This window comes from Chryseobacterium angstadtii (genome assembly GCF_001045465.1).
GTDB classification, from domain to species: Bacteria; Bacteroidota; Bacteroidia; order Flavobacteriales; family Weeksellaceae; genus Chryseobacterium; species Chryseobacterium angstadtii.
Genome location: NZ_LFND01000003.1, coordinates 752,772 through 775,404, shown reverse-complemented (window position 1 = coordinate 775,404; position 22,633 = coordinate 752,772). Strand labels below are relative to the sequence as shown.

At 37.4% G+C, this 22,633-nt stretch carries 22 protein-coding genes; 12 read left to right on the top strand and 10 right to left on the bottom strand.

Translation table 11 applies throughout. The features are described from left to right. The first annotated feature begins 149 nt into the window (after nt 1–149). The 5 genes from ACM46_RS11335 to ACM46_RS23375 are packed head-to-tail and all read left to right on the top strand — an operon-like array spanning nt 150 to nt 2,284. Nucleotides 150–614, top strand: coding sequence for a hypothetical protein (locus ACM46_RS11335; protein WP_048506752.1), 465 nt, complete (start codon nt 150–152; stop codon nt 612–614). After that, nucleotides 611–1,093, top strand: a complete 483-nt coding sequence (locus ACM46_RS11330) for a hypothetical protein (RefSeq protein WP_048506751.1) — start codon at nt 611–613, stop codon at nt 1,091–1,093. The genes ACM46_RS11335 and ACM46_RS11330 overlap by 4 nt, the downstream gene beginning before the upstream one ends. Continuing rightward, nucleotides 1,093–1,551, top strand: a complete 459-nt coding sequence (locus ACM46_RS11325) for a hypothetical protein (protein WP_206541005.1) — start codon at nt 1,093–1,095, stop codon at nt 1,549–1,551. The genes ACM46_RS11330 and ACM46_RS11325 overlap by 1 nt, the downstream gene beginning before the upstream one ends. 11 nt (nt 1,552–1,562) lie before the next feature. Then, on the top strand, nt 1,563–2,102 hold the full coding sequence (locus ACM46_RS11320; RefSeq protein ID WP_048506749.1) for a hypothetical protein: 540 nt from the start codon (nt 1,563–1,565) through the stop codon (nt 2,100–2,102). A 5-nt stretch (nt 2,103–2,107) separates the two neighbouring features. Next, a complete protein-coding gene (locus ACM46_RS23375; RefSeq protein WP_157859450.1) occupies nt 2,108–2,284 on the top strand; it encodes a hypothetical protein in 177 nt (58 codons plus the stop codon). 90 nt (nt 2,285–2,374) lie between these two features. On the opposite strand, the gene ACM46_RS11315 is transcribed toward ACM46_RS23375, so the two are convergent. Continuing rightward, the gene (locus ACM46_RS11315; protein WP_048506748.1) at nt 2,375–3,970 is read right to left on the bottom strand and encodes a right-handed parallel beta-helix repeat-containing protein; all 1,596 of its coding nucleotides are present in this window, start codon (nt 3,968–3,970) and stop codon (nt 2,375–2,377) included. 213 nt (nt 3,971–4,183) lie between these two features. Between ACM46_RS11315 and ACM46_RS11310 the strand changes: the two genes are divergently transcribed. Next, complete coding sequence (locus tag ACM46_RS11310; protein WP_048506747.1) at nt 4,184–4,687, top strand: RDD family protein; 504 nt, start codon at nt 4,184–4,186, stop codon at nt 4,685–4,687. Nucleotides 4,688–4,825: 138 nt separating this feature from the next. On the opposite strand, the gene ACM46_RS11305 is transcribed toward ACM46_RS11310, so the two are convergent. The 3 genes from ACM46_RS11305 to ACM46_RS11295 all read right to left on the bottom strand — a co-directional run bounded on the left by ACM46_RS11305 (nt 4,826) and on the right by ACM46_RS11295 (nt 8,203). Next, nucleotides 4,826–6,397, bottom strand: a complete 1,572-nt coding sequence (locus ACM46_RS11305; protein WP_048506746.1) for a M20/M25/M40 family metallo-hydrolase — start codon at nt 6,395–6,397, stop codon at nt 4,826–4,828. A 126-nt stretch (nt 6,398–6,523) separates the two neighbouring features. Then, nucleotides 6,524–7,672 carry a hypothetical protein gene (locus ACM46_RS11300; RefSeq protein ID WP_048506745.1) on the bottom strand — a complete coding sequence of 383 codons (1,149 nt, stop codon included), beginning with the start codon at nt 7,670–7,672 and terminating at the stop codon, nt 6,524–6,526. A gap of 159 nt (nt 7,673–7,831) precedes the next feature. Next, nucleotides 7,832–8,203: a winged helix-turn-helix transcriptional regulator gene (locus ACM46_RS11295; RefSeq protein WP_048506744.1), complete on the bottom strand. Its 372-nt coding sequence runs from the start codon at nt 8,201–8,203 to the stop codon at nt 7,832–7,834. A gap of 149 nt (nt 8,204–8,352) precedes the next feature. Between ACM46_RS11295 and ACM46_RS11290 the strand changes: the two genes are divergently transcribed. Continuing rightward, a complete protein-coding gene (locus ACM46_RS11290) occupies nt 8,353–8,886 on the top strand; it encodes a nuclear transport factor 2 family protein (protein WP_048506743.1) in 534 nt (177 codons plus the stop codon). Then, the gene (locus ACM46_RS11285) at nt 8,846–9,802 is read left to right on the top strand and encodes a DsbA family protein (RefSeq protein WP_048506742.1); all 957 of its coding nucleotides are present in this window, start codon (nt 8,846–8,848) and stop codon (nt 9,800–9,802) included. Before ACM46_RS11290 ends, ACM46_RS11285 begins: the two co-directional genes overlap by 41 nt. A 215-nt stretch (nt 9,803–10,017) precedes the next feature. Here the strand turns inward: ACM46_RS11285 and ACM46_RS11280 are convergent, their stop codons facing one another. From ACM46_RS11280 to ACM46_RS11255, 6 genes are all read right to left on the bottom strand, one after another. Beyond that, a complete protein-coding gene (locus ACM46_RS11280) occupies nt 10,018–10,194 on the bottom strand; it encodes a histone H1 (protein ID WP_040994607.1) in 177 nt (58 codons plus the stop codon). Nucleotides 10,195–10,516: 322 nt separating this feature from the next. After that, the gene (locus ACM46_RS11275; RefSeq protein ID WP_048506741.1) at nt 10,517–11,866 is read right to left on the bottom strand and encodes a DUF3526 domain-containing protein; all 1,350 of its coding nucleotides are present in this window, start codon (nt 11,864–11,866) and stop codon (nt 10,517–10,519) included. A 2-nt stretch (nt 11,867–11,868) separates the two neighbouring features. After that, nucleotides 11,869–13,317: an ABC transporter permease gene (locus tag ACM46_RS11270; RefSeq protein WP_048507146.1), complete on the bottom strand. Its 1,449-nt coding sequence runs from the start codon at nt 13,315–13,317 to the stop codon at nt 11,869–11,871. Between the two features lie 10 nt (nt 13,318–13,327). Next, nucleotides 13,328–15,802, bottom strand: a complete 2,475-nt coding sequence (locus ACM46_RS11265; RefSeq protein WP_048506740.1) for a TonB-dependent receptor — start codon at nt 15,800–15,802, stop codon at nt 13,328–13,330. A gap of 10 nt (nt 15,803–15,812) precedes the next feature. Next, nucleotides 15,813–16,514, bottom strand: a complete 702-nt coding sequence (locus ACM46_RS11260) for an ABC transporter ATP-binding protein (RefSeq protein WP_048506739.1) — start codon at nt 16,512–16,514, stop codon at nt 15,813–15,815. Nucleotides 16,515–16,585: 71 nt separating this feature from the next. Then, nucleotides 16,586–16,945 carry a hypothetical protein gene (locus tag ACM46_RS11255; RefSeq protein WP_048506738.1) on the bottom strand — a complete coding sequence of 120 codons (360 nt, stop codon included), beginning with the start codon at nt 16,943–16,945 and terminating at the stop codon, nt 16,586–16,588. Between the two features lie 769 nt (nt 16,946–17,714). Between ACM46_RS11255 and ACM46_RS11250 the strand changes: the two genes are divergently transcribed. From ACM46_RS11250 to ACM46_RS11235, 4 genes are all read left to right on the top strand, one after another. Further along, the gene (locus ACM46_RS11250; protein ID WP_048506737.1) at nt 17,715–19,196 is read left to right on the top strand and encodes a M1 family aminopeptidase; all 1,482 of its coding nucleotides are present in this window, start codon (nt 17,715–17,717) and stop codon (nt 19,194–19,196) included. A gap of 129 nt (nt 19,197–19,325) precedes the next feature. After that, complete coding sequence (locus tag ACM46_RS11245; protein ID WP_048506736.1) at nt 19,326–19,841, top strand: hypothetical protein; 516 nt, start codon at nt 19,326–19,328, stop codon at nt 19,839–19,841. Nucleotides 19,842–20,349: 508 nt separating this feature from the next. Beyond that, the gene (locus ACM46_RS11240) at nt 20,350–21,264 is read left to right on the top strand and encodes a helix-turn-helix domain-containing protein (RefSeq protein ID WP_048506735.1); all 915 of its coding nucleotides are present in this window, start codon (nt 20,350–20,352) and stop codon (nt 21,262–21,264) included. Between the two features lie 93 nt (nt 21,265–21,357). Beyond that, complete coding sequence (locus tag ACM46_RS11235) at nt 21,358–22,563, top strand: MFS transporter (RefSeq protein ID WP_048507145.1); 1,206 nt, start codon at nt 21,358–21,360, stop codon at nt 22,561–22,563. The last annotated feature ends 70 nt before the right edge of the window (nt 22,564–22,633 follow it).

The following is a 22,633-nucleotide window of genomic DNA, read 5'->3' as shown; positions in this document are numbered from 1 at the left end:
GAAAAACTGTAGTCACTTTGTAGTCGGGGTATATTTGACTGTAGTCGATTTGACGTCATCATAATTTTGCATAACGCGTGTCAGGAAAATAATTTCGCTATGATAAAAGTTGATGTTATAAAAATTAAAAAAAAACAATAATAAACAGTATGAAAGACTACCGATTTTACAAAGAAACAAGTCCGAATGTTTACCAACGTAAAAGTCTCAACAACCAATACATTATTATGGCATTGCTACTCTTTGCTGTTGGTTTGTGGTTTTTCATTAAAAGAGGACCTCAAGCAGAAGCCTACATTTTTGCAGGCATTGTGTTGTTGTTTGGCTGTGGTTTTCTCTCCCGGATGTTCAGCAGCGTAGTTATTGATATGAACAGACAGACTGTTGTTCAAAAAGCAGGTCTTTTATCAGCTACACAGCAAATTACCTTTTCAGATATTCAAAGCTTTAGCATTAATAACCGTATTTATGTGCTCATACTCATTTCATCAGCTTTTGCCGTGGTTATGGACGGAAATAAGCAAAAATCTGTTTTGCTGGGGCAAAGCCTTATGAATTCAAAAAACACGGAAGTGCTCTTGTTGGAGACCGAAAAAATACTGGGCATACGATGAAAGAACAGATGATGTATTGGCAAGGAGGTAATCTGGTGCTGACTCCTAATAAATGTTATGCACCCAGAGCCGTACGGGTAATCATTGCAGGATTATGCTTCTGGATTTTGTCCGTTTTTCTTGCCGTTCGTTTTGGAGACTTCTGGCAACTGCCACTGGCGATCGGCTCCTGTTTGTCTGTAATGGCACTTTTATATAAAATTTTCAGTGCAGATATCCGGATTATGATACCAGCTGGTGAGGGTAAAATAACCATGAGTTTCGGAGGGTATTTCAAACGGAATTTCATTTCAAAAAATGAAACAGAGATTGTACAGAATTCCCTGAATGGAAAGCCCTATTTTGCCATTGCAGACAAAAGCAGTCCTTATGGAAAATCTTATCAGATAAGTCCGTTTCTTACTCATAAAAAGAGGTGCCGGATATTTGAAGAAGAAGTATTACCGGTTATACAAAAACAGATAAATACAAAAAATTAATGATGTCCTATAAATATCTTATTCCGGACGGAAAAGCTTATAAAATAACAACATTTGTTTCCTTAGCTCATATCATTCTGGTTGCATGGCTGTTTATAGGTATCGCTACTGTAGTGTATAGCGCGTATTTCAAAACCGGTCTCTCACTTATTGCTTTTACAGTGTTAATCATAGTCTTGATGTTGTTGAGATCATCCAAAACAAGGCTTTTCCCTGAAGAAAAGATGATAAAAATAGATACAGGAGTCCGGGGAAAAGAACCGATACAATACCCCTTCTCCGATTTTTCAGGATTTGAGCTGGAAACTGTTTATTATCTGCGTCTGCCCATCAATACAGAGCTTTTTGTAAGGTTCGGTACAGGTGAAACCAGTAAGCGCCATGTGCTGGCACAATCCTTTGGTAAAAGGAAAATACAGCAACTGTACAATGAATTAGAAGAAATACTGAATACATAAATTTTAGGATTATGAAAAAGACAATTTTAACACTAACACTTCTAGGAGGTTTTGCCATTTGTTTCGGACAAAGTATTATTGGAAAATATGCAGAATCAGCTATCATAGCTCCGGATAAGGTTAGAAATATGATGCAGAACGATGTAGTAATTACCCAAGATAAAAGCTCTTCCAAAAAAATATGGATCAGCAATCTTATTGGGAAAACTACTTTTTATGCGGTAAGAAACGCGGCCAACGAAGATAAAGAAGTGTATAATATTCCGCCACAAAATATGGCAGGCTATGCTGTGAATATAGGATGCATTGTTTTTGACAAAGAAGAGCAGCAGATATCTATTGCTCTGAATAACAAAAGTAATTGTCTCGGAATGTCACCATTAGATTACGGCAATGTTTCTGTAGGAAAAGGAGGTATTAAAGCCGGAGGCGTGAAAGTAGGTGCCAATGGAGAGATATCGGCTGGCGGTACCAAAACAGGGAAAAAAGGAGTAAGTGTGAATGCCAAACAAGCACTTTCCGGGGTGCAGTATGTAGGTTCAAAAAAATAATATATATGAAAAAAACACTGGGTATTATCCTTATTCTGATCGGTTTCATTTTGGTGGTAATTCTCAAAATGGGACCTGCAAAGGAAACCAACTTCTTGTTTCTCTATGGCGATTGGCCATTGATTGGCGTTGCATTAATTTGCCTTGTTCCCGGTCTAATTCTTTATAATAAGAACCGGTAAAAATGAAAAGACTAAATTAATTTACGAAAAATTCATCGCAAAAATAATAAGGCTGCCGAAATTGACGGCCTTATTATTCTTATAGATTTTTTAGAATTGCTCTACAGGAGGAAAGCTTGATAAATTTATATAATTATTACGGAACACTCTAAGTTTTTTAATGACATTTAAAAACCTGTATTCGCTGCGAAAAACATTCAGCACTGTATTTCCTACCATTTCATAGGTCTCCTGAAAAGTCTGCTGCTGAGGATTAGGGCCTGCCGGTTCTACGAACTCTACAAAAACACCGTATCTCATAGCAGTTCCGTTGCCGATCATTTTATTATACCTCAATGAAATTTCTTTATTTTTTGTTCCGCGAAGGGTAATTCCTGTTAACAGATCTTCCAAACCTGAATCTTTCATTCCCGGATTTTCAATGGTATTAAAGTTGGCAGACAGTAAATAATTATTGGCTTCAATCATAATTCCATTTTCCTTTGTCATTTTAATATTATTGTTGGCAATTTCAACTCCTTTTGTATCAGAAATATAAATTCCTGCATAGCGGATATCATTGATTACATTATTAGAGACCACTCCCAGATCTACAAATCTTACATTAATCCCATGCTGGCCTGCATTTCTGACTACATTTCCTGAAACTACCACATTTTTTGCATAAAGCTGCGGAACCTCTGGCGCTGTTGTATTATTGATCAAAATACCATCGCCTCCCTCGCCTGTATTTTCAACAATATTATTAGAAATTACTATATTATTGCTGACATAACCTGCCTTATCAGAGTTTTGAAGCTTGATCCCAACTTTCACGGTATTTCTCACTCTGTTTCCTATCACGGTAAGATTTGAAATACCGGAATCAAGATACATCCCGTGTTCCAGAATGGTATTTTCAACATCATTATCTGAAATACTGACAAAATTGGAGTTTTCAGCAATGTAAATACCCTGTGACGAATTTTCAAAGTGATTTTTAAAAATGGTCAGATTTTCTCCGGCTACTACAATACCCATATTATCCTTTTTGTAACTGGAACCTGCTGTTGCCCAACCATCAGGAAATTCATTGGTAACCCTGTTGAATCTGAAAATAAAATGTTTAACTCCACCCCATCCTGATACTGCAGAATAAGTGAAATTTTTAAACCTATTCTTTTCGATAATAAGATTCTTAGCATTGTGAGCCATAATCCCTACATTTTTGGAACTGGAACTGGCTACATATTCACCTTTCTTTCCTTCTAAACTAAAACCTTTAATCGAGATATTTTCTTTATTTTCGCAATTAAAAATTTCCTTGCTTTCTGCTGTCTGCTTTATCTTACAGTTATTCGACAGGATCTTTTGATTACTTTGCAGATAAAGTGTTCCATCAATCTCAATAGACATTTCATCAAAAAAGATATCATATCCCGGAGCCAGAGCCTTGTTAATACGTTCTGTAACGGTTGTAACTGAGATACCCGGTTCCTTGATATTCCACCACAATGCATTCACGTAGCCTGACCATTGTCTTTCATAAAAATCATTATCCTTTTTCCGATAGATCACTCCATCTTCAACAGCAGTTCCTACCTTTTTGTAAGTGACAGCCTGGTGCGTATAATTATCTGCCAGTTCTACAATGTCTTCATTAGGATAGCTATTACCCGATGTGAAAAAAGCATTTGCGTAAATCATAAAATTTTGTTTTTTGGTTTATATTAATTGGTAAAAATTCCTGCAGTCATTTTACTGACACAAATGTAGATACGCGATACGACAGAACCTGACGTGTTTTATTGAACTATTATTTTTATTTTTGAATGATCGGAAAAATAAAAGATATCCATGAAAATATCTGAGCTTAAAGACAGAAGAATTATTCGCTGACCCACCCGGCAGTTTGATAAATTGGGATACAGGATTTATAATTCTTTTGAGTATGATTTCCCTTATGATGCTACTTATAAAGGCAATGAGAGAGAAAGGCTTTTCGCTAAACTTATTGATATGCTTCCCTTCTTTCTTATTTCTTTATTTCTTTTTGAAAAAATAGCCATCGTTGGCTTTCTCTACTCTATTCTGTGTGTTATTATTTCAGGAACTATATGCGAAATGTATTGGGGAAGCACTTTAGGAAAGAGTATGTTTAAAATAAAAGTAATTGATGATTTTGGAAATAATCCAAGACTCTTACTATCTTTAAAAAGAAACTTATTATGCCTTGCGAATCTCAGACCGATCTTTACGGACTATATTCCTCCGCCCAACCATACTTGGGAAAATGAATCTACTCAGATGAATTTCAGTATGAACCTGAACAACAAAATCTGTAAAACCTACATCGTCAAAAAAAGTAAAATCCCGGAAATAAAAAACCTTCTCTATCCACAAAAAACAAAGGCTGCACAATAATCTGTACAGCCCCTGTTTTTTCCTAATATAATCTAATGTCTGAAATCTAAAATCTTGACTCTTGACTCTTGATTCTTGATTCTTGATTCTTGATTCTTGATTCTTGACTCTTAATTCTTAATTCTTAATTCTTAACTCTTACTTATACTCCTTAGAACTCCTCCTCGGCTCCTTCGCTTCCGGCCATTTTACCGTTTCACCTTTATCATCCTGAGGCATTATTCTTCTTTCTCTGCTTGTAAATTCAGGATCTTCTGAAGCCATGTAAGCTAAAGCAGCTGTTAATACCACGTTGTTTTTCACCTCATCGAAAACAATCTTGTCATAGGTATCTTTTGTTGTATGCCAGGTATATCCGAAATATCCCCAGTTCAGTGAGCTTAGAGAGAAGCCCGGAACTCCTGCTGCCACGAATGAAGCATGATCCGAACCTCCGCCGCCCGGCATTCCGGGAAAATCTGTTTTAATCTGATCTCTTACCGTTTTTGGAACTCCGTTCAGCCATTTTCCGATATAGCTGTAAGAATCTACGAATCCCTGACCGCTGATATTAACGACACGTCCGGTTCCGTTATCCTGATTAAATACAGCCTGTACTCCTTTCATGATCTGCGGATTATCTGCTACGAAACCTCTTGATCCGTTAAGTCCCTGCTCTTCACTTCCCCAAAGACCTAATACAATTGTTCTTTTATTGTTGGGATAATATTTCTTTAAAATCCTCATGGTCTCCAGCATGGTAAGCGTTCCGGTTCCGTTGTCTGTTGCGCCCTGTGCTCCGTCCCATGAATCCAGGTGAGCAGAAAGGATGACATATTCTTCCGGTTTTTCTTTTCCTTTGATCATTCCGATTGTATTAAAACTTTTCGCATCAGGAAGGATCTTAGACTGCGCTTCCACCTTGATTTTAGGTTTAGCGCCATTTTCTGCCATTCTGTAAAGCATTCCGTAATCTTCTACATCAATGTCTATCATTGGAATCTTTGAGGTTTTAGCCCCGAAAATTCTGTTGGCTCCCATGATTCCTGTCCAGTTGGAAATAGCAATTCCTGCTGCTCCGGCTTTTTCAAGAGCTTCCGGAAGGGTATTATTGTCGTAGCCTATATTTTTCACATAGTCACGGAAATCTTTTGCTGCTTTTTCCTTTTCTGCTTTCAATTTTTCGTAAAGCTCAGGAGTGGCAAATTCTTTGATCTGCTCATCGGAGCGGCCGATCTTTTGGTATTGTGCGATAAGTACTATTTTCCCTTTTGCGTAAGGAAGCCATGCATCAAACTCGGCTTTGGAAGAAACTTTCGGAAGAATCACCACCTCTGCTTCCACGGCTTTTTTGGTAGCCGGGCTCCATGCAAGCTGCGTTGCGGCAAGAGATTTCACACGCGGATATACCATATCTACATGGGTAATCCCACGCTGCCATCCTTTCCATGTTCCGAACTGCTGAAGGTTGGCATCTATTCCCCATGAACGGAGCTTTTCTGCAGACCATTCATTGGCGGCCAACATTTCAGGTGTTCCAACAAGACGTGGTCCAATGCCGTCCAGAAGCTCATAGGCCATATTTTCCAGCTGGGAACTGTTGTTGATTTCATCTACAAAGCTTTTTACAATAGGATTCAGTTTTTCATTAGGATCTACCTTCACCTGAGCCCATGAGAACTGGGCAGCCAGCACAACCGCAGGCACAGCAAAAAATCTATTTATCTTCATAATATTTATTGAAAGCTTAAAGATAGTAGAATTTATGGGAAGGACAAAGGGATTATGGGATGAAAAAGCTAAAAGAATCAGGGAATAAAATGTCAATTTCTCATTTTGACTTTTCGCCCCAAAACCTTACTTTTCATTGACAAAAGCCTGTTCCTCTGCAGAAAGCAGAACGGCATCTTCTTTCTGTTCTTTCACAGGTACATTTTCCCAGATATTTTTACTGAAATCTACTTTCTGAGTCAATCCTTCCTTATCGGATTTCTCAAAAGTATTATAAATAATTTCCCTGCTGAATTTTCTTTCGTGCTTCTTCCCAAGATAGAATGCGGAGTATTTATCCCCTTCAAACCGGGTCATAGCAGGAAGATAACTGCCGTCTTTTTTGTAAAAATCGAAAATAAGGGAAGCATCTCCAAGCTGATAATCGTATTCTACTCCTTCTGCCGTTTTTCTTCTTACAGGAGGATAACCGGTTTGTATATAATGTACTTCAAAGTAGGTAATGACTTTATCTGTTGTATTGTATTTAAGCTCCCCTTTCAGTTCAATCCCAACTGAGGAATTGATCTTAAAAGTGATCAGCTGCTCATCTCCCTCCTCGAAAACCATCTTTCCCGAATATTTAGAACCAATATTTCTTATATGCCCCAAAGTCCGGTTCAGTTCAAAATTGAAGAAATAATTTCCCATATACTCATGCGAAAACTCTTTGCTTCCTGTGGTAAATATAGTGTCGGCTTTTATATTTTTCAGATATTTTACATTATTCAGCTGCATCTGCAGGATTTCATCATAATTTTTCCGGATGCCTTCTTTATAGTTGTAATGATTGCTCTTGCTCCATAATTTGGTTTCTGCAATCACCAGGAAATAGAGTTTATCATTATCAAGCCTCTTCTCTTTATACACTACATCATAAAGAGAAGGTTCGTTGTAATATCTTTTGTGATAGTTTTTACTTACGTCTCCAAAAAGTTTTCTTATATCTACACTTGCTATTTTCACTTCTCCTACATTTTTATAGGCAGGAGCCAACCTGATCTGAGAATTAAAGACCGCTACTTTCTTTTTCTGATAACCGGAAGCCGAAACTTCAAAATCGGAAGCTTCATTACTGACGGGTGCAAAGCCATCTTCATTGGTATAAACAATCTGATCGCGAAGAATAACTCTCGCGTGCGATATAGGTTTTCCGTTTTCGGAATCGACTACTTTTAATTTCTGGGCTGTGAAAAACCCGGAAAGAAGGATCATAAAAAGGTAAAAATGTTTCATAGTATCCGTATAATTAGCTAAAAAAAGCAATGGTTCAAATTATGAGTTCCGAAATAATTGTTGCTTCTCGCAGATTTATAGAAAGAACTTCTAATATTGCAATCGTTTTCATAGTCTGATTAGATCATCTCAATATTTGCATTTCTAAATTATAAATGGCTATGAGGTTTTATGTTCCCGGTATATTGAATTCCTGTAATTAATCCCCCAATTAGCGATTTCATCTATTATAGGTTCCACTGTTCTTCCATATTCTGTGATTTCGTATTCCACTGTCACTGGTTTTGTATTTAAAATAGTACGGGTTACCAGATGATTAATTTCCATGTCCTGAAGCTCTTTAGAAAGCATTTTGGCCCCTATTCCATCAATTTCCCTTAAAAGGTCCATAAAACGCAACTTGCCTCCCATAATCAAAGTTCCAAGGATATGAAATTTCCATTTCCCGGATAAGATTCCCATGGTATCTTTAATAGCTAATATTCTGGTTTTACAGTTTAAATTATTATTTACAATGGCTTTTTTTTTCATGCTATTGATTTAAGAAATATTTCATAAAGATATAAAAAAAGTAAGATAGTTTCCTAAAGGAAATCAGTTTATAAAAGGAAATCCATAGTGATTTGAAAGTTAGTATACTTTAGATTTGCATTATACTTTTAATTAAAATTTAAAATACAATGAAAAACAAACTGGAAATAGTATTAAAAAAGCCGGCTATAATTGGGATATTTGTGCTTGGTTTAATTCCATCCGCTATTAAAGCACAGGTAAAATCCCAGCCACTGGAAGTGGTAGGAAAGATGTTTGAAGCCTTTGGAAAAGGGGATATGGAAAGCCTTAAAAAAACAGTTTCAGAAAAAACAGTCTGGATTTATGAAGGTCCTCGCGCAATTCCTTACACAGGATCTTATGAAGGCAAAAAAGGTGTGGTTCAATTTATCACCAACATTTCTTCCAATGTAGAAATCCTGGATTTTAAAGTGCTTAAAATGCTGGCAGAAAATAATACCGTAGTGGCTTTGGGATACGAAAAACAGAAGATTAAAGTCAACGGAAATATTCTTGAACAGAAATGGGTTCAGGTATACACTGTTGAAAACGGTTTGATCACCAGAATGGAAGAATATGCCAACACGGCCGCAGCTGAAAGACTTTTTAAAAAAAATAGAAATGGAAAACACAATAGATCACACTTCGATAAAAAATCCTGAAAAAAACAATCCGCTTTTGTGCAATATTGAGAATGGAATGTGTGAAATACTGCCATTTGAGGAGAAAGGGTTAGTAATAAAAAACATTCATGCTCAGTCAAAAGAAGTCCCTGTAAAGATGATCTACTTTACAGATCCTATTTGTTCTTCCTGTTGGGGAATAGAGCCCCAGTTAAGAAAATTAAAACTGGAGTATGGAAAGTATATTACAATAGAATACCGGATGGGAGGACTTCTGCCTAACTGGAGTTATAATTCAGGAGGTATCAGTAAACCTTCTGATGTAGCCCACCATTGGGATGAAGTAAGTATATATTATGATATGCCGATAGATGGAGACGTCTGGCTTCAAGACCCTTTGCAATCTTCTTTTCCTCCTTCTGTAGCGTTTAAGGGAGCGCAAATACAGGATAATGAAAAGGCTGTTGTTTTTCTAAGAGAGCTTAGAGAGCTGGTTTTTCTTGAAAAAAAGAATATTACCCGCTGGGAACACATAACAGAAGCAGCTCAAAAGGCAGGTTTGGATGTGAAAAAATTGAAAACAGATTTTGAAAATTCTGCAAAATTAATGTTTGAGCAGGATTTAGAACAGGCAAAAGGTTATGGAGTAAGAGCCTTCCCTACCATTTTCTTTGAGAATAATAATGGTGACAGAGAGATTATTTCCGGATCCAAGCCTTACTCTTTTTACGAGACAGCTCTATTGAAATTGTATCCTGACGCAGATAAATATGAGTATTCAAAAGATTGGAAATCATTATTTTCAATATATAACAGTCTTACTGCAAGGGAATTTTCGGAATTATCCGGCATTCAAAGAGATAAGAGCGAGGAATTTCTTAATCAATTAACAGACAGTCAAAAACTTATAAAAACCCAAACCAAGAATGGATCAATCTGGAGACTGAAGTTATAATGAATTCCGAGCAAAAAAGTCTAACACACAGAAACATTTTCTAATGATATAAAATGATAGGTAGTATCTCATTAACTGTATTAGTGAGATATTTTCTTAATCAATTTTACCTAAGAATAAAAAACTCTGGCGCAAACCGATTCACCCTATTTCTTGTGGAAACTCTAAATCAAGGCATAAAAAAAGCCGGCTCAGTGAGCCGGCTTGAGAACAAATTATTTTTTAGCTTCTTCTACAGAAACTTTTCTGAATTCTTTGAACAGTTTGCTAAGTTCCAAAGCTGATTTACGAGCTCTTGTACCTGCAGCTTTGTTTCCTTTTTCTGCTTGTTGGTTAGCCTCAGTTGCAAACGCTTCGAATTCAGCGTTGATTTTTTCAATTAGTTCTTTCATTATTTTTAAAATTTAGGCTGCAAATATAGGTTTTATGGTAATTCCAGCCTAGCTCAGATTAAAAAAGTTTGGGTTAAAATGCTATTTTTTTCTGCTTTTAATCCATCAGACTGTTATTTTTTGCATTTACATTAAAAATTCATCCATTTTATTAGCCATATCAAGCCTTTTGGAAGATTATTCCGAAATTATTTCATCGCCCTGTCACTACATTTATTTTTATTCCAAAATTCTATGTTTAGATTATACAATTTTCCAATTTTAAAACGTATAATTTTCAGTTGCAAAACATGATTTTTTAATAATACCCTAAAATATCCTCTTACAAAACTGTCTGCTTCCTGAAATTAATAACTCCCAGACCATAAAACAGCAAACCGAACAGCAATAGCGGTCCCAGCATTACCAACCACCTGATTGTACTCCGTTTATTGTAATATTCCAGCTGAAACTGTTTCCAGTTGGTATTTCCCGTAGGCTCATTCGCAAAGATTTTAGGATAAAAAAGAAGCCTTTTCTTCTCATGAAACTGTTCTGTCTCCTGTATAAACCTCAACTGATCGGCTAATCCGGACCCTGTAAGATCACTTAACTGAAACTGCACATGAAGTCCGGGAACAAAATAAGAAAGCGTACGGCTCATTTCTTCTCTCTTCCAAAGCTTTTCGTTCAGCTGATCAGCCTGGTCTTTGGATTCGTCATCACCCATCTGCTGCATGGCATAATACCAAAGCCAATTGAAATTTCCTTCCGGAAATCCATAAGATCTGAATTGAGGATAATGTCTGTAAAACTTTTCTATAGTCGGTTTCTGATCGGTATCCCATTTTTCATGATAGGCCTCTCTCTGCTCAATAGCCGTATCCAATGCTTCCGGTAAAGGATATTGATTTAAAATAAAATGATTGAGAACCGCAGGAAGAATAACGGTTAAAACAATCCAAAAACACAGAAGCCCCGCAGCGCCCGCTCTGGAGCTCTTATTCCAGGAAACCACCCAAAAACTTAATGCAAACCAAACGATAATATAGAAGAGTGAGACCAAAACAAAACCGCCCAATGCCGCATTAATCCTCAAATCAAGGATGGGAATGGCCAGAATAATCAGAAAAAATAAAACTCCGGTAATCACTGCAAAACGGACCATGAATTTCTGAAACAAGATCCTGAATGGGGTTTGAGACTGCACGGAAAGCAGAATCCATGTACTTTCCTCTTTTTCTTCGGACAAAAGATTATAACAGTAGGAAATAATCACGAGCGGAAACAGAAAAATAATCACAAATCCCAGATCCAGACTTCCCAGAAGGAGGCTGACAGGATTCTGAAGATCCGTATCGTACTTCTGCCCTTCCAGATTTCTGATCGTCAGACTCTGTATGGATGGATTCACGTCTCTCTGCCCTATCAACAGGCCATTCAGGTTGTCTGTTTTATTCACCAACCCGAATTTCAGGTAGTACAGCAGAAGTCCAAGGTCTTTTTCAATATAGCCTGTGTATCTCTCAATATGTTCTTTCTGATACACTGCCGTATGATCAATATTGGCTTTTTGCTTGTCTATAAACTGCCTTCCAACAAAAATACTTACCAGTCCTGAGAACATCAGGAACAACATTCCCAGATAGGCAGATTGGGAACGGATAAAGTTCTTAAATAATAAAAGGTACATGATTAATTGATTTTTATTGTTTTAGACATGATGTAAAGGCACAACAGAATACCGAGAGTCCATAGCAAAAGGGAAATTAAGGACGTAATCTCATTCTGAAACAGCTGATTCCCGGTAATAAATCTGTATTGAAAATCGGGAAGTTCTTTCCAGTGATCTCTGCTAATGGTATAGGGTTTATCATTTTCCTGCTGTTTTTTATTGCTGATATTTTCCATCTGCAGTTTATTCATGAGCTGGGCCAGCTGATACCTGTAAGCTTCTACCTGTTCCTGATAACTAATGTAGGAATTGAAATCTGATCCTGTTAGTGCTGTAGACAGGTCTTTGACCGCCTGAAAAGGATTAACAAAAGCAAGTGAACGGTTGACGCTGTTCTGCTCTTCATAAATATCAAGCTGTTTCTGCCAGTATCTATTGTAAATTCCGGAACTGATCTTCTCTCCTTCAGCCATTATGTAACCGCTGTAATTAAAAGGAAGCTCTTCTGTGGTTTTTACCTGATAAGCCTGCAGCAAGGAATCCTTTATTCCTTTATAGTAGATATCTTTGGGATTGTGACTGTCTCCGGTTTTTACCAGTTCGTTTTCTACTTTGGTATCAAAATCTATCTTGGAGGGCGCCGGATACAGATAAGCTCCAAAAGCCTGAGCCGTTCTTGGAATGATGATGATAAACAGCAACCATAAACCAATCAGCTTAACTAAGGAAGACTTTGAGGTTCTGCTTACCGCAGACACCATCACACAAACGCTGCAAATGATAAAAAAGTAAACCAAATAGACCGCTGCGATCCAAACTAACCGCAAAAATTCGTCGAAAGCGCCTTTAAAACCTGTAAGGGAAAACCAAATCACTGTGGATAGGATCATCACAGGAATAAAAACCATGCTTACCAACCCAAGCAGCCCTATAATCTTTCCTGCAAAGATCTCTTTCCACGCTGCTCCCTGGCTGATGAGTACTTTGAGTGTATTATTTTCCCGCTCTGCTGAAATACAACTAAAACCAAGAAAAAATATAAACAGAGGAATCAGAGTCTGTAAAATCATGGCTGTACTTACTTCCCCGAATCTCAGCATTCCGGAAGAAAACCCGGCTTCGGAGAAATTAACCGTATTCTGCTTATGAGCTTCCAGAAAGACTGAACTTCCCATATACCGCTCCAATCCATAATCAAAAAAGCTCAACGGATATCTCGCTCTGAAAATCAGGTATCCGTAATGGGCCATTCTGTGAGGATGCTTGTCCGGCTTATCTTCCCACTGCTGGCGGACTTCTGTCTGATGCTCAGTCCTGATATCTTCCTGTATTTTATAATCCTCCCATCCGGTGTACGCTGCAAAAGCAAACAGGAGGCTGAGGATCAGCAGAAGAAAAAGAACCGCCTTATTCTGTAATGACTGTTTCCAAAACTGTGTTGAAATCAGACGGATAATAGGTATTCTCATATTCATAGATTTAAAATTTATATACGGCTGTGAGCACTGCATTTCTTGGAGCTCCAGGAAACAGACGAAGGTAATTTTGTGCACCCAGCCAGTACGTGGTGTTAAAAAGGTTATTTACGTTGAAGGATATACTCACAGGTCCCTGTTTTGGAGTATAATAAACAGCAGCATCAAAAACGGTATATCCCGGAACCAAGAATGAGCGGTTATACATCGGAACTTTGTTTCCGCTGTACTGAACTCCGAATCCTACTGCGATATCCTTCAGATAAGACGAATCCCTGAAGCTGTATTTCTGCCAGATATTGGCACTGTGAAACGGAGTATTCTGTTTTCTCGCTCCGATGAGCGCAGGATTGATATCGTCTATAATCCGGGCATCATTGTATCCGTAAGAGGCAAATACCTGCCATTCAGGAAGAATATTTCCGATCATATCCATCTCGAATCCACGGCTCCGCTCCTGTCCCCTGGTTACCAGACGGTCCGGTTCGGAAGGGTCATTGGCATTCAAAAGTATATTCCGCTGACGGATTTCATAGAACGCAACATCCACATGAATCTTTTTATTAAAGAAATCTGCTTTCATCCCGACTTCCTTAGACTGACTCCTCAAAGGTTCAAAAGCCCTGCCTTCAGGAATCACTACAGGAGCTAATGAGGCTGTATTAGACTGTGGCTGAAATCCTTCGATATAAGAAGCATACACATTAATGCTTTCATTCACATTGTACGTAAGACCGATTCTTGGGATTACCTTGCTGTCTTTAACGATGATTTCATTATTTTCTTTATAGCGGGTAATATCTTCAAACCAATCCTGTCTGAGGCTTAAAAATAAATTCAAGCGGTTCCATTTGATCTGATCCTGAATATAAATTCCGTTAGAACGTATCAGCGCAGCCGGCAGTGCAGTCTTTGAAAATATATATTCACCCGGATTTTTAATGCTGTAAACAGGATTAGCCAGATTGAAATGTTCTACATTCGGCTTAGGCATGGTAACCCCGTTTACCGTTATCATCTGATAATCGCCGGCATTCTGAGGGTTGTAGGAAGAAGCTGTTTTTCCATTGGTAAGAAGATATCCTCTTGCCGTATTCTGTGCTCCCCCTTTGGTTTTATGAGTACTTATAAAATCATATCCTGCGAGAATTTTATGCTCTAAAGGTCCTGTTTTAAGGTTGAATACCAGATAGGCATTAAGGTTATCCGTATTCCAGAACTGGTTTCTCTGAACCATCTGCATTCCTGCCAGTGTGGGAATAGGTTTGTTGTTTGCATCCACAGCAAAAGCATTGGTTGTTCTGTGCTCCTGAAGATCTTCTTTCCAGGTTTGCTTCATATAGGATGCATTGATACTGATCTTTTCCGTAATACGATGGGTAAAATTGGACATTATGATCAGTTCCTTCGATTTAAAATAATCATTCACGGCTCCCAGATTGAAGCTGATGGGTGTACTTTTCAGATCCGTCATTCCATCTACCGCTCCGAAAATCGGCTGTCCGCGGTCTATTTTCCCGTTCAGATCACTGTAGATCATTTCCACATTAATTGCGGTTCTGTCATTGGGAATATAAGAAAACGAAGGCGACACCAGAACACTCTTCTGAGACTGAATATCCCTGAAGCTCTGTGCCTGTGCATAACCTGCGTTGAAACGGTATAAAAGTGTTTTTTCCTTGTTCAACGGCCCTGTAAAATCCAGTGAGCTTCTTATGGTACTGAAACTTCCTACACTCATAGTCACTTCCCGGCTTGTACTTTTCAATGGTTTTTTCGTGACCAAAACAATACTACCTCCCGGATCTACACTGGAAAGAACGGCACTGGCGGGACCTTTAATCACTTCTATCTTTTCCAGATTGGTTGTGATAGGCTGCATAAAATAATACTGCCGGGTCCGCATTCCGTTGATAATAGTTCCTTCTTCATTCTGAGCAATCCCCCGGATGCTGAACTGATTGTAGTAGCTTACCGGAGTCACACTGCTCGCCATTTTTACGGCATCTCCCAGCTGGAAAGCCTGCCGGTCACTAATCAGCTCCTTACTTACCGTAGAAACAGAAAAAGGAATATCCTTGTTCTGAACTCCTATTTTAGTTGAAGAAAAGGAATAATCGCTATGGTATTTTTTGGATGCCCGGCCTACAATTTCCACCTCCTGAATATTTCCGACCTTATAAAGACGGATGATCAGTTTCCTGGTTAAAAAAGTGCTGTCTACTTCAATCTGCTCGTGATAAACATCATAGGATTCAGCATTTACACTTACTTCGTAGCGTCCTTTTTTGATATCAGGTATGCTGAAATTTCCGTCATGAGATACCGTTTCATATCTGTTTTCTTTATTTTCAACAATAATTCTGGCATTTTTAAGTTTCTGATGACTTCCTCCCGTCACTTCTCCGGACAATGTCTCCTGCGCACAGACTTTCACACCGGCAACGGCCAGTGCTGCTGTGATATACAAATATTTCATTACCCGGTTCTTAAATGGTTTCCAAATAAATCTTCTGCAGTTCGTTGGCTGTCACAGATTGGGCATCAAGGGTATGAACCAATCTTCCTTCCTTCATAATCCCGATCCGCGTTCCTACATTCACCGCATTGAAAATATCGTGGGTAGCCATCATAATGGTCTTCCCTTTTGCAGCAAGATTTTTACAGATTCTTGTGAACTCTGCGGTAGCTTTCGGATCCAATCCTGAAGTAGGTTCATCCATTAAGATAAGGTCTGCACATTTCGCAACAGCAATGGCAATGGCTACTTTCTGACGCATCCCTTTGGAATAGGCTGCCAGATTTTTGTGATGGGCTTCTTTCTGAAGACTCGTGTTTTCCAGCAGCATGGCCAGCTCCTCTCTGGTGTACCTGAAACCTGCCATCTGGCTGAAGAAATCTAAATTTTCAATTCCTGTAAGATTGGGATATAATTGTACCACTTCCGGAATATATGCTGTAAACTTTTTAGTTGTTTCTCCATTGATTTCCACCGGAACACCTTTGATAAGAGCCTGTCCGGAACTTGCTTTTAAGAACCCTAAGAATATATTGATTGTAGTGGTTTTCCCGGCTCCGTTTTGTCCGAGCAGACAGAAAATTTCTCCTTTCTCTACGGATATATTGAGACCGCTTAGGGCAGTAACATGGTTGTACTGCTTACTAAGCTCTATTGCTTGTAATATTGACATGACAATGTATTATGTAATTAAATCATTAAAAAAAGTTCAGCCCGCAAAAGCAGGCAAGGGATATTTAAAAACTATAATACGGTCGGCGGACCTCTGTCCGAAAGGGAAAAAAGAGTGTATGAAAATAGAAACTCAGGGGAATAGAAGATCTTTCCCGTGATTTTTGATACAGAAAAAACAGCGGTGTAAATCTTTCCGATTCCACCTTCGCCCAAAAGTTTATGGTGGCAGATGGGGCACTTTGTATCACATGATGAAAAGGCCTTCTTGAAAATCTTTCCATGTTCTCCTTTAGACTGCTGAAAAGAATTCCCGGCATTCTGACTGTGAAGAAAATGATGGTGGAGATATTCCGCCGGAGAGACCGCAAAGGCATACACAGCAATGAATAATGCTGTTAAAAAGTGTTTAAAATGCCTCGTAATTCTCAATAGATAAATTTGCTGATTAAACTGAATTTTGCGAAATTAAAAAATATTTAGTTAACAAAAGGCTTACTTACAGGGATTTTAATATTTTTCTGTAAAACGCTTATTATTCTGTTTTTAATATCAAAGCTGTTTAAACTTTTTGATTAAACCACAAAAGTTTTTGAATGCTTTAGTTTAAAGATGAAAATATATGAGGTTATTAAAGTTCACATAAGTATTTTAAAAATATGCGATTTTTCATTTGTCATGCTCAAAATCTGCGTAACCTGCTTGATCTGCGAGATAATTTTTTAAACATTAAGATCAATGAAGATGATAAGTGAAGTTAAGATAAAATCCAATGGATTTTTTTAAGCTACACTGTAATACTTAAAGCGAAGCTTACCTTAATTATTCTTCAATGCTTAAAAAAACTTAATGGTTTATGATTTAACCACAAAAGTTTTTGAATGTTTTAGTTTAAAAATGGAAATATATGAGGTTATTAAAGTTCATATAAGTATTTTAAAAATCTGCGTAATCTGCTTGATCTGCGAGATAATTTTTAAATTAAGATCAATGAAGAGGGTAAGTAAAGTTAAGATAAAAATCCAATGAATTTTTTTAAGCTATGCAGTAATACTTAAAGCGAAGCTTACCTTAATTATTCTTCAATGTTTAAAAAATCTTAATGGTTTATGATTTAACCACAAAATAAACATTGTATGTAAGAAATGATATATCTGGGTTGTTTATATTTTAGATCCTTTAATTTAATTAGTCTTACGATATGATCAGGTCTTTATTTTTTCTTCTGTTTCTTATTCCGTTGTATGCTTTTTCGCAGCATCAAATCAATTATAAAGTTTTTTACGACAAGAATCTTGAACAGAATGGTTTAAAAATCCAGGTTGATTATACCCAGAAAAAATCTTCGGATACTATCGCTTTTTATTATGCCAATGACAACTGGGACGAGAAAGAGCTTTTTAAAAGTCTTATTCTCCAGGAAAAAGACAATCCGGGGATACGTTTTGATATTAAACCGGAAGATAACAAGATCAGAGTCCACCATAAAGAAAGCAGGAAAATTTCTTTTATCTACTACATCAAACAGGATTTTAAAGACCTTAACTACCGTATTTTCAACCGTCCTAAGGTTAAGGATCAATTTTTCCATGTTATGGGCAAGAACCTGTTTATGGTTCCCACCTCATTCACCAAAATGCCGGATGATCAGGAATTTGAATTTTCCATTGAATGGATCGGTTTTCCGCAAGACTTTAAAATACACAATACCTTTGCAAGCCAGATTAAAAAGCAGAACATAAAAACCGTACTGTGGGAAGGATTTTACAATTCTCTTTTTGTAGGCGGAGATTACCGTATTTATGATTTTAAAATCCATGAAAAGCCTGTTTATTTTGCGATAAGAGATGAATGGAACAACGGGTTTTCCGACGATTTCCTTTGTACCAATCTCAAAAAAGCAGTACAGTCCCAGAGGGATTTCTGGAAAGATTACGACAAAGAATATTTTACGGTAATCATGAGCCCCACCGTTTCTCAAAAAGACAGTCTGTTTAAAGGCTACAGCTCTACCGGATCTGCTATTAAAAATGCATTTATGATACAAGGGACCAACAACCCTTTTAACAGCAAAAGCTCTTATCTCTATCTGCTTCATCATGAGCTGATGCATGAATGGATTGGCAATACAATACAGAACAAGCATGAAGAGCTCAATTACTGGTTCAGTGAAGGCTTTACAGACTATTACACCTATAAAAACAGACTGAGAATAAAAGATATTTCATTCGATGAATGGCTGAAACTTTTCAATGAGGAAGTCATCAGAAGCCACTGGAAAAATCCACAGCGAAAGATCCCGAACTATACCATAAAAGATGATTTCTGGAAAAGCCGGAATACAGAAAAAGTACCCTACCGAAGAGGTGCTGTCTTCGCTTTCTGGCTGGATAACCAAATCATGATCAAAAGCGGCTATAAGAAATCACTGGACGATTTTATGCAGGAGCTTTTAAATAGATGTAAAGAGAAAAAACTGAAGCTGACAGACGAACTTTTTCTTGATCTTGCTCAAAAATATCTGGATAAGGATATTTCTTATTTCTTCCAGAAGCATATCCTCAGTGGTGAAGATATAGATCTCATAAATGAAAAATGGATCAATGGTTTTCAGTTTAAAATAACCGATGAGATTCCACAGCTTCAGGTTGATAAAAATGCCAGCTTAAAATATCCGTTGTGATTATTTTTATGACAAATCGTTTTTACACTTTGATATATCTAGTGAATTAATCAACTGTATTGATAAAATTAATTAGAACTGTATCCCTTTTGAAGACAATAATCTTCTAATTTTGAATAAAAAATATTCATGAGCATCATTTCAAAATTTACAGTAGGTTCTGAAGAGGGAATTTCTGATCTCATCACCATCATTGATTCTTCGGTTTATACTATGCACAAGGGACTGGTTCCGGAGGAAGACCTTAAAACATACATCAAAAACAATATTGATCCCAGAAAAATGATCAATGACCTCAACGATCTTTCCAATCAGCTTATTATTACTTATATAGACGAAAAACCAGCCGGTTACAGCATTTTGAAAAGCAGTTCAGGGCACCCTGCTCTTCCCGAAGATAAAAGAGCTACCCAAATCAGTTTTGTGATTCTCCCTGAATTTGATTCTCCGGAAGCGAGAGAATCACTTTGGAAAAAGAGTAGAGCTGCAGCATCTTTTACGGATATTATCTGGATGAATATCATGAACCATGATCCGCTTTCTACATTTTTAAAAGAATCAGGTTTTTCTGTGGCGGCGGATACTACAGCGGGACCTTTTCAATTGCCATCGCAAATATTACAATTTGAAATCAGACGAGGTTAGAGTTTTACAGTGCTATGGGGTCTTTTCTTTCAAATATTTTGACAGGATTCTTTTAACCACAAAAAGGCACAAAAGCTTTTTAAACTTTAAATAAAATATTAACCACAGAATGCACAGATTTTCACAGATGTTGATGTTGAATTTTTTAATCTCCCGCAGATTATACGGATTGGGCAGATTCGTTTATAATGCCCAATAAAAATCTTTGATTTTTTATAAAGCTTTAGTGTACTTTTCTGCAATAGGATTTTAAACTTCATACAGAAAAGTGTCTAAAAACTTTTGTGCCTTTTGTGGTTAAATAATAAACCATTAAGATCAATGAAGATGATAAGAATAATTAAGGAAAATCAAATGATTTTTTAAGTTGTGTCTCTTACAAGCGAAGCTCATCTTAATATTCTTAAAAGCTTAAAAAAGCTTAATGGTTCAATTATCATTACAAACAAAAAAATAGATAAAATTTAATTTCGGTTTGCGTATCTTTGATTTTTATAATTTCTACACCATGAGCGATCAGTTGGAAACCATAGAAGATTATTACCGACGTATCCGGAACAATCAAATTAAAATGTTTGATTCGGATGATTTTGAAACCGGTAAATCTCATTTCAATATTTCCATGCGGAAATACTGCAGTTTTAAAAGTCCGTACAACCGCCGTGATTATTACAAAGTAAGTTTTATTATCGGAAAAGGGACTTTTCAGTATGGGTCTCATGAGTTGTATATCGACCGTCCTGCCCTCTTTTTTCCTTCCCCCAATATTCCGTATTCGTGGGAATGTGACGGAGATCTCCAGGAAGGCTATTTCTGTTTGTTTAATCAGGAGTTTTTCAACGGAAATTCTGAATTCAATTTATTTAAAAAAACGTCTCTTTTCAAGGAATGGAGCAAGCCTATTGTTTTTTTAACGGAAGAACAGACGCAGCTGGCTACTCTTTATTTTGAACAGATGTACAAACTGAATAATTCGGCTTATCCTTTCCGCTGCAACAGTATTAAAAGTCATCTGGCTTCTGTGATGCATCTGGCCCTTGAAAACCGTGTGGACGATATTCACCCTCATGAACTTCCCGCCAACATCCGTCTTTACCGTTTATTTGATGAACTTCTCAACAAACAGTTCCCACTGGATTCCCCGGCTTATCCGCTGGCTTTGAAAACAGCATCTGACTTCGCTGAGCACCTGAATGTACACGTTAATCACCTGAATTCATCGGTAAAATCTGTAACACAGCTTACCACTACGCAGATCATTAAAGAAAGGGTATTTGAGGAATCTAAAAACCTTCTGAAATACACCAACTGGGACATTGCAGAAATTGGTTATACATTGGGATTCGAGCAGCCTTCCCATTTCAATAATTTCTTTAAGAAGCATGCTGAGGTTTCTCCTTTAAAATTTAAAAATGCATTCTGAATATTTGATTTTCGTAATTTTTACTTTGTCTTTTAAAATTGCATTCAAAGATTTCTGGCTTATTTTTGTACCGTAAAATAACGAATGAATATGTTGTTGAAAGAAGCGTCTGAAAAAAGAATCAGACTTATAACCATTATGGCATTTGTGTCTATCCCGCTTTCCGGATTTGTCACAGATATTTATCTACCCTCTTTCCCTTCGATGGCGAAAGAAATGATGGTTTCGGAAAAAGATATCCAGATCACATTAACGTCTTATTTACTGAGCTATGGGATCTCACAGCTTTTTGTGGGAGGAATTCTGGACAGTATCGGACGCTACCGTCCCAAGCTGATTGCCTTATTTTTACTTATCATCAGCAATATTCTGATCACAATGACCGACAGCATCCTCCTGATCTGCCTGCTAAGGATCCTTCAGGGAGCTGCAGTTTCTGTACTGGTGGTAGCTACGCGGGCTATTTTTGTAGATCTTTATGATTCTGAAAAAGTAAAACATTATCTCAGCTATTTCACCATCGTTTGGTCTTGCGGACCTATTCTTGCGCCTTTTCTGGGTGGGTATCTTGAAAAACTGTTTAACTGGCATGCCAATTTTCATTTTCTGGCTCTGTATGCCGGAATCCTGTTTCTTTTTGAATGGTTCTTCAGTGGTGAAAGCTTACCTGAGAAAAAGAAACTTAATCTTTCCGAAAATATCAGCCTGTATAAGATGATGCTTAAAAACAGAATTTTCATGCTCGGCATCTTTATTCTGGGGCTTAGTTATTCTATTGTTATGCTGTTCAATATTACAGGACCTTTTATTATTGAAAACACTTTTCATTTTACGCCTGTCGTGATTGGATACTGTACCCTGATTTTAGGATTTTCATGGATGATTGGTGGCTTTATAGGGAAACGAAGACTTAAACTGGATTTCAAAGAAAGAATCCTACAGCCTATTATTCTGCAGCTGGTTTTGATTGCAGGGCTTATTATCACCAGCTTTTATGCTGAAAGCCTTTATATTATGATTCCGTTTGCGTTTTTTATTCATATCTGTTCCGGGATCCTGTTTACCTCATTCTTTACAACGAGTATGCTGTACTTTCCGAAAAATGCAGGTACGGCGGGCGGCTTGATGGGAGGTTTGGTTTATGTGATTACTTCTGTGACCAGTTTTATTATCTCCGTAAGCGGAACCGTTACCGAACAGGATGGTCTCGCCTGGCGTTATCTGGCCATTGCCATTATACTTTTAGGAATTATCCTCGTCATGCACCAGGCTGTAAAAAAAGAAAAAGCAGAGAATTGATCTCTGCTTTTTTTGTTAGTGTTTTCTAAAGATTTATTATGCTTTTTTCCTCAAAAAGTATAGATCTGTG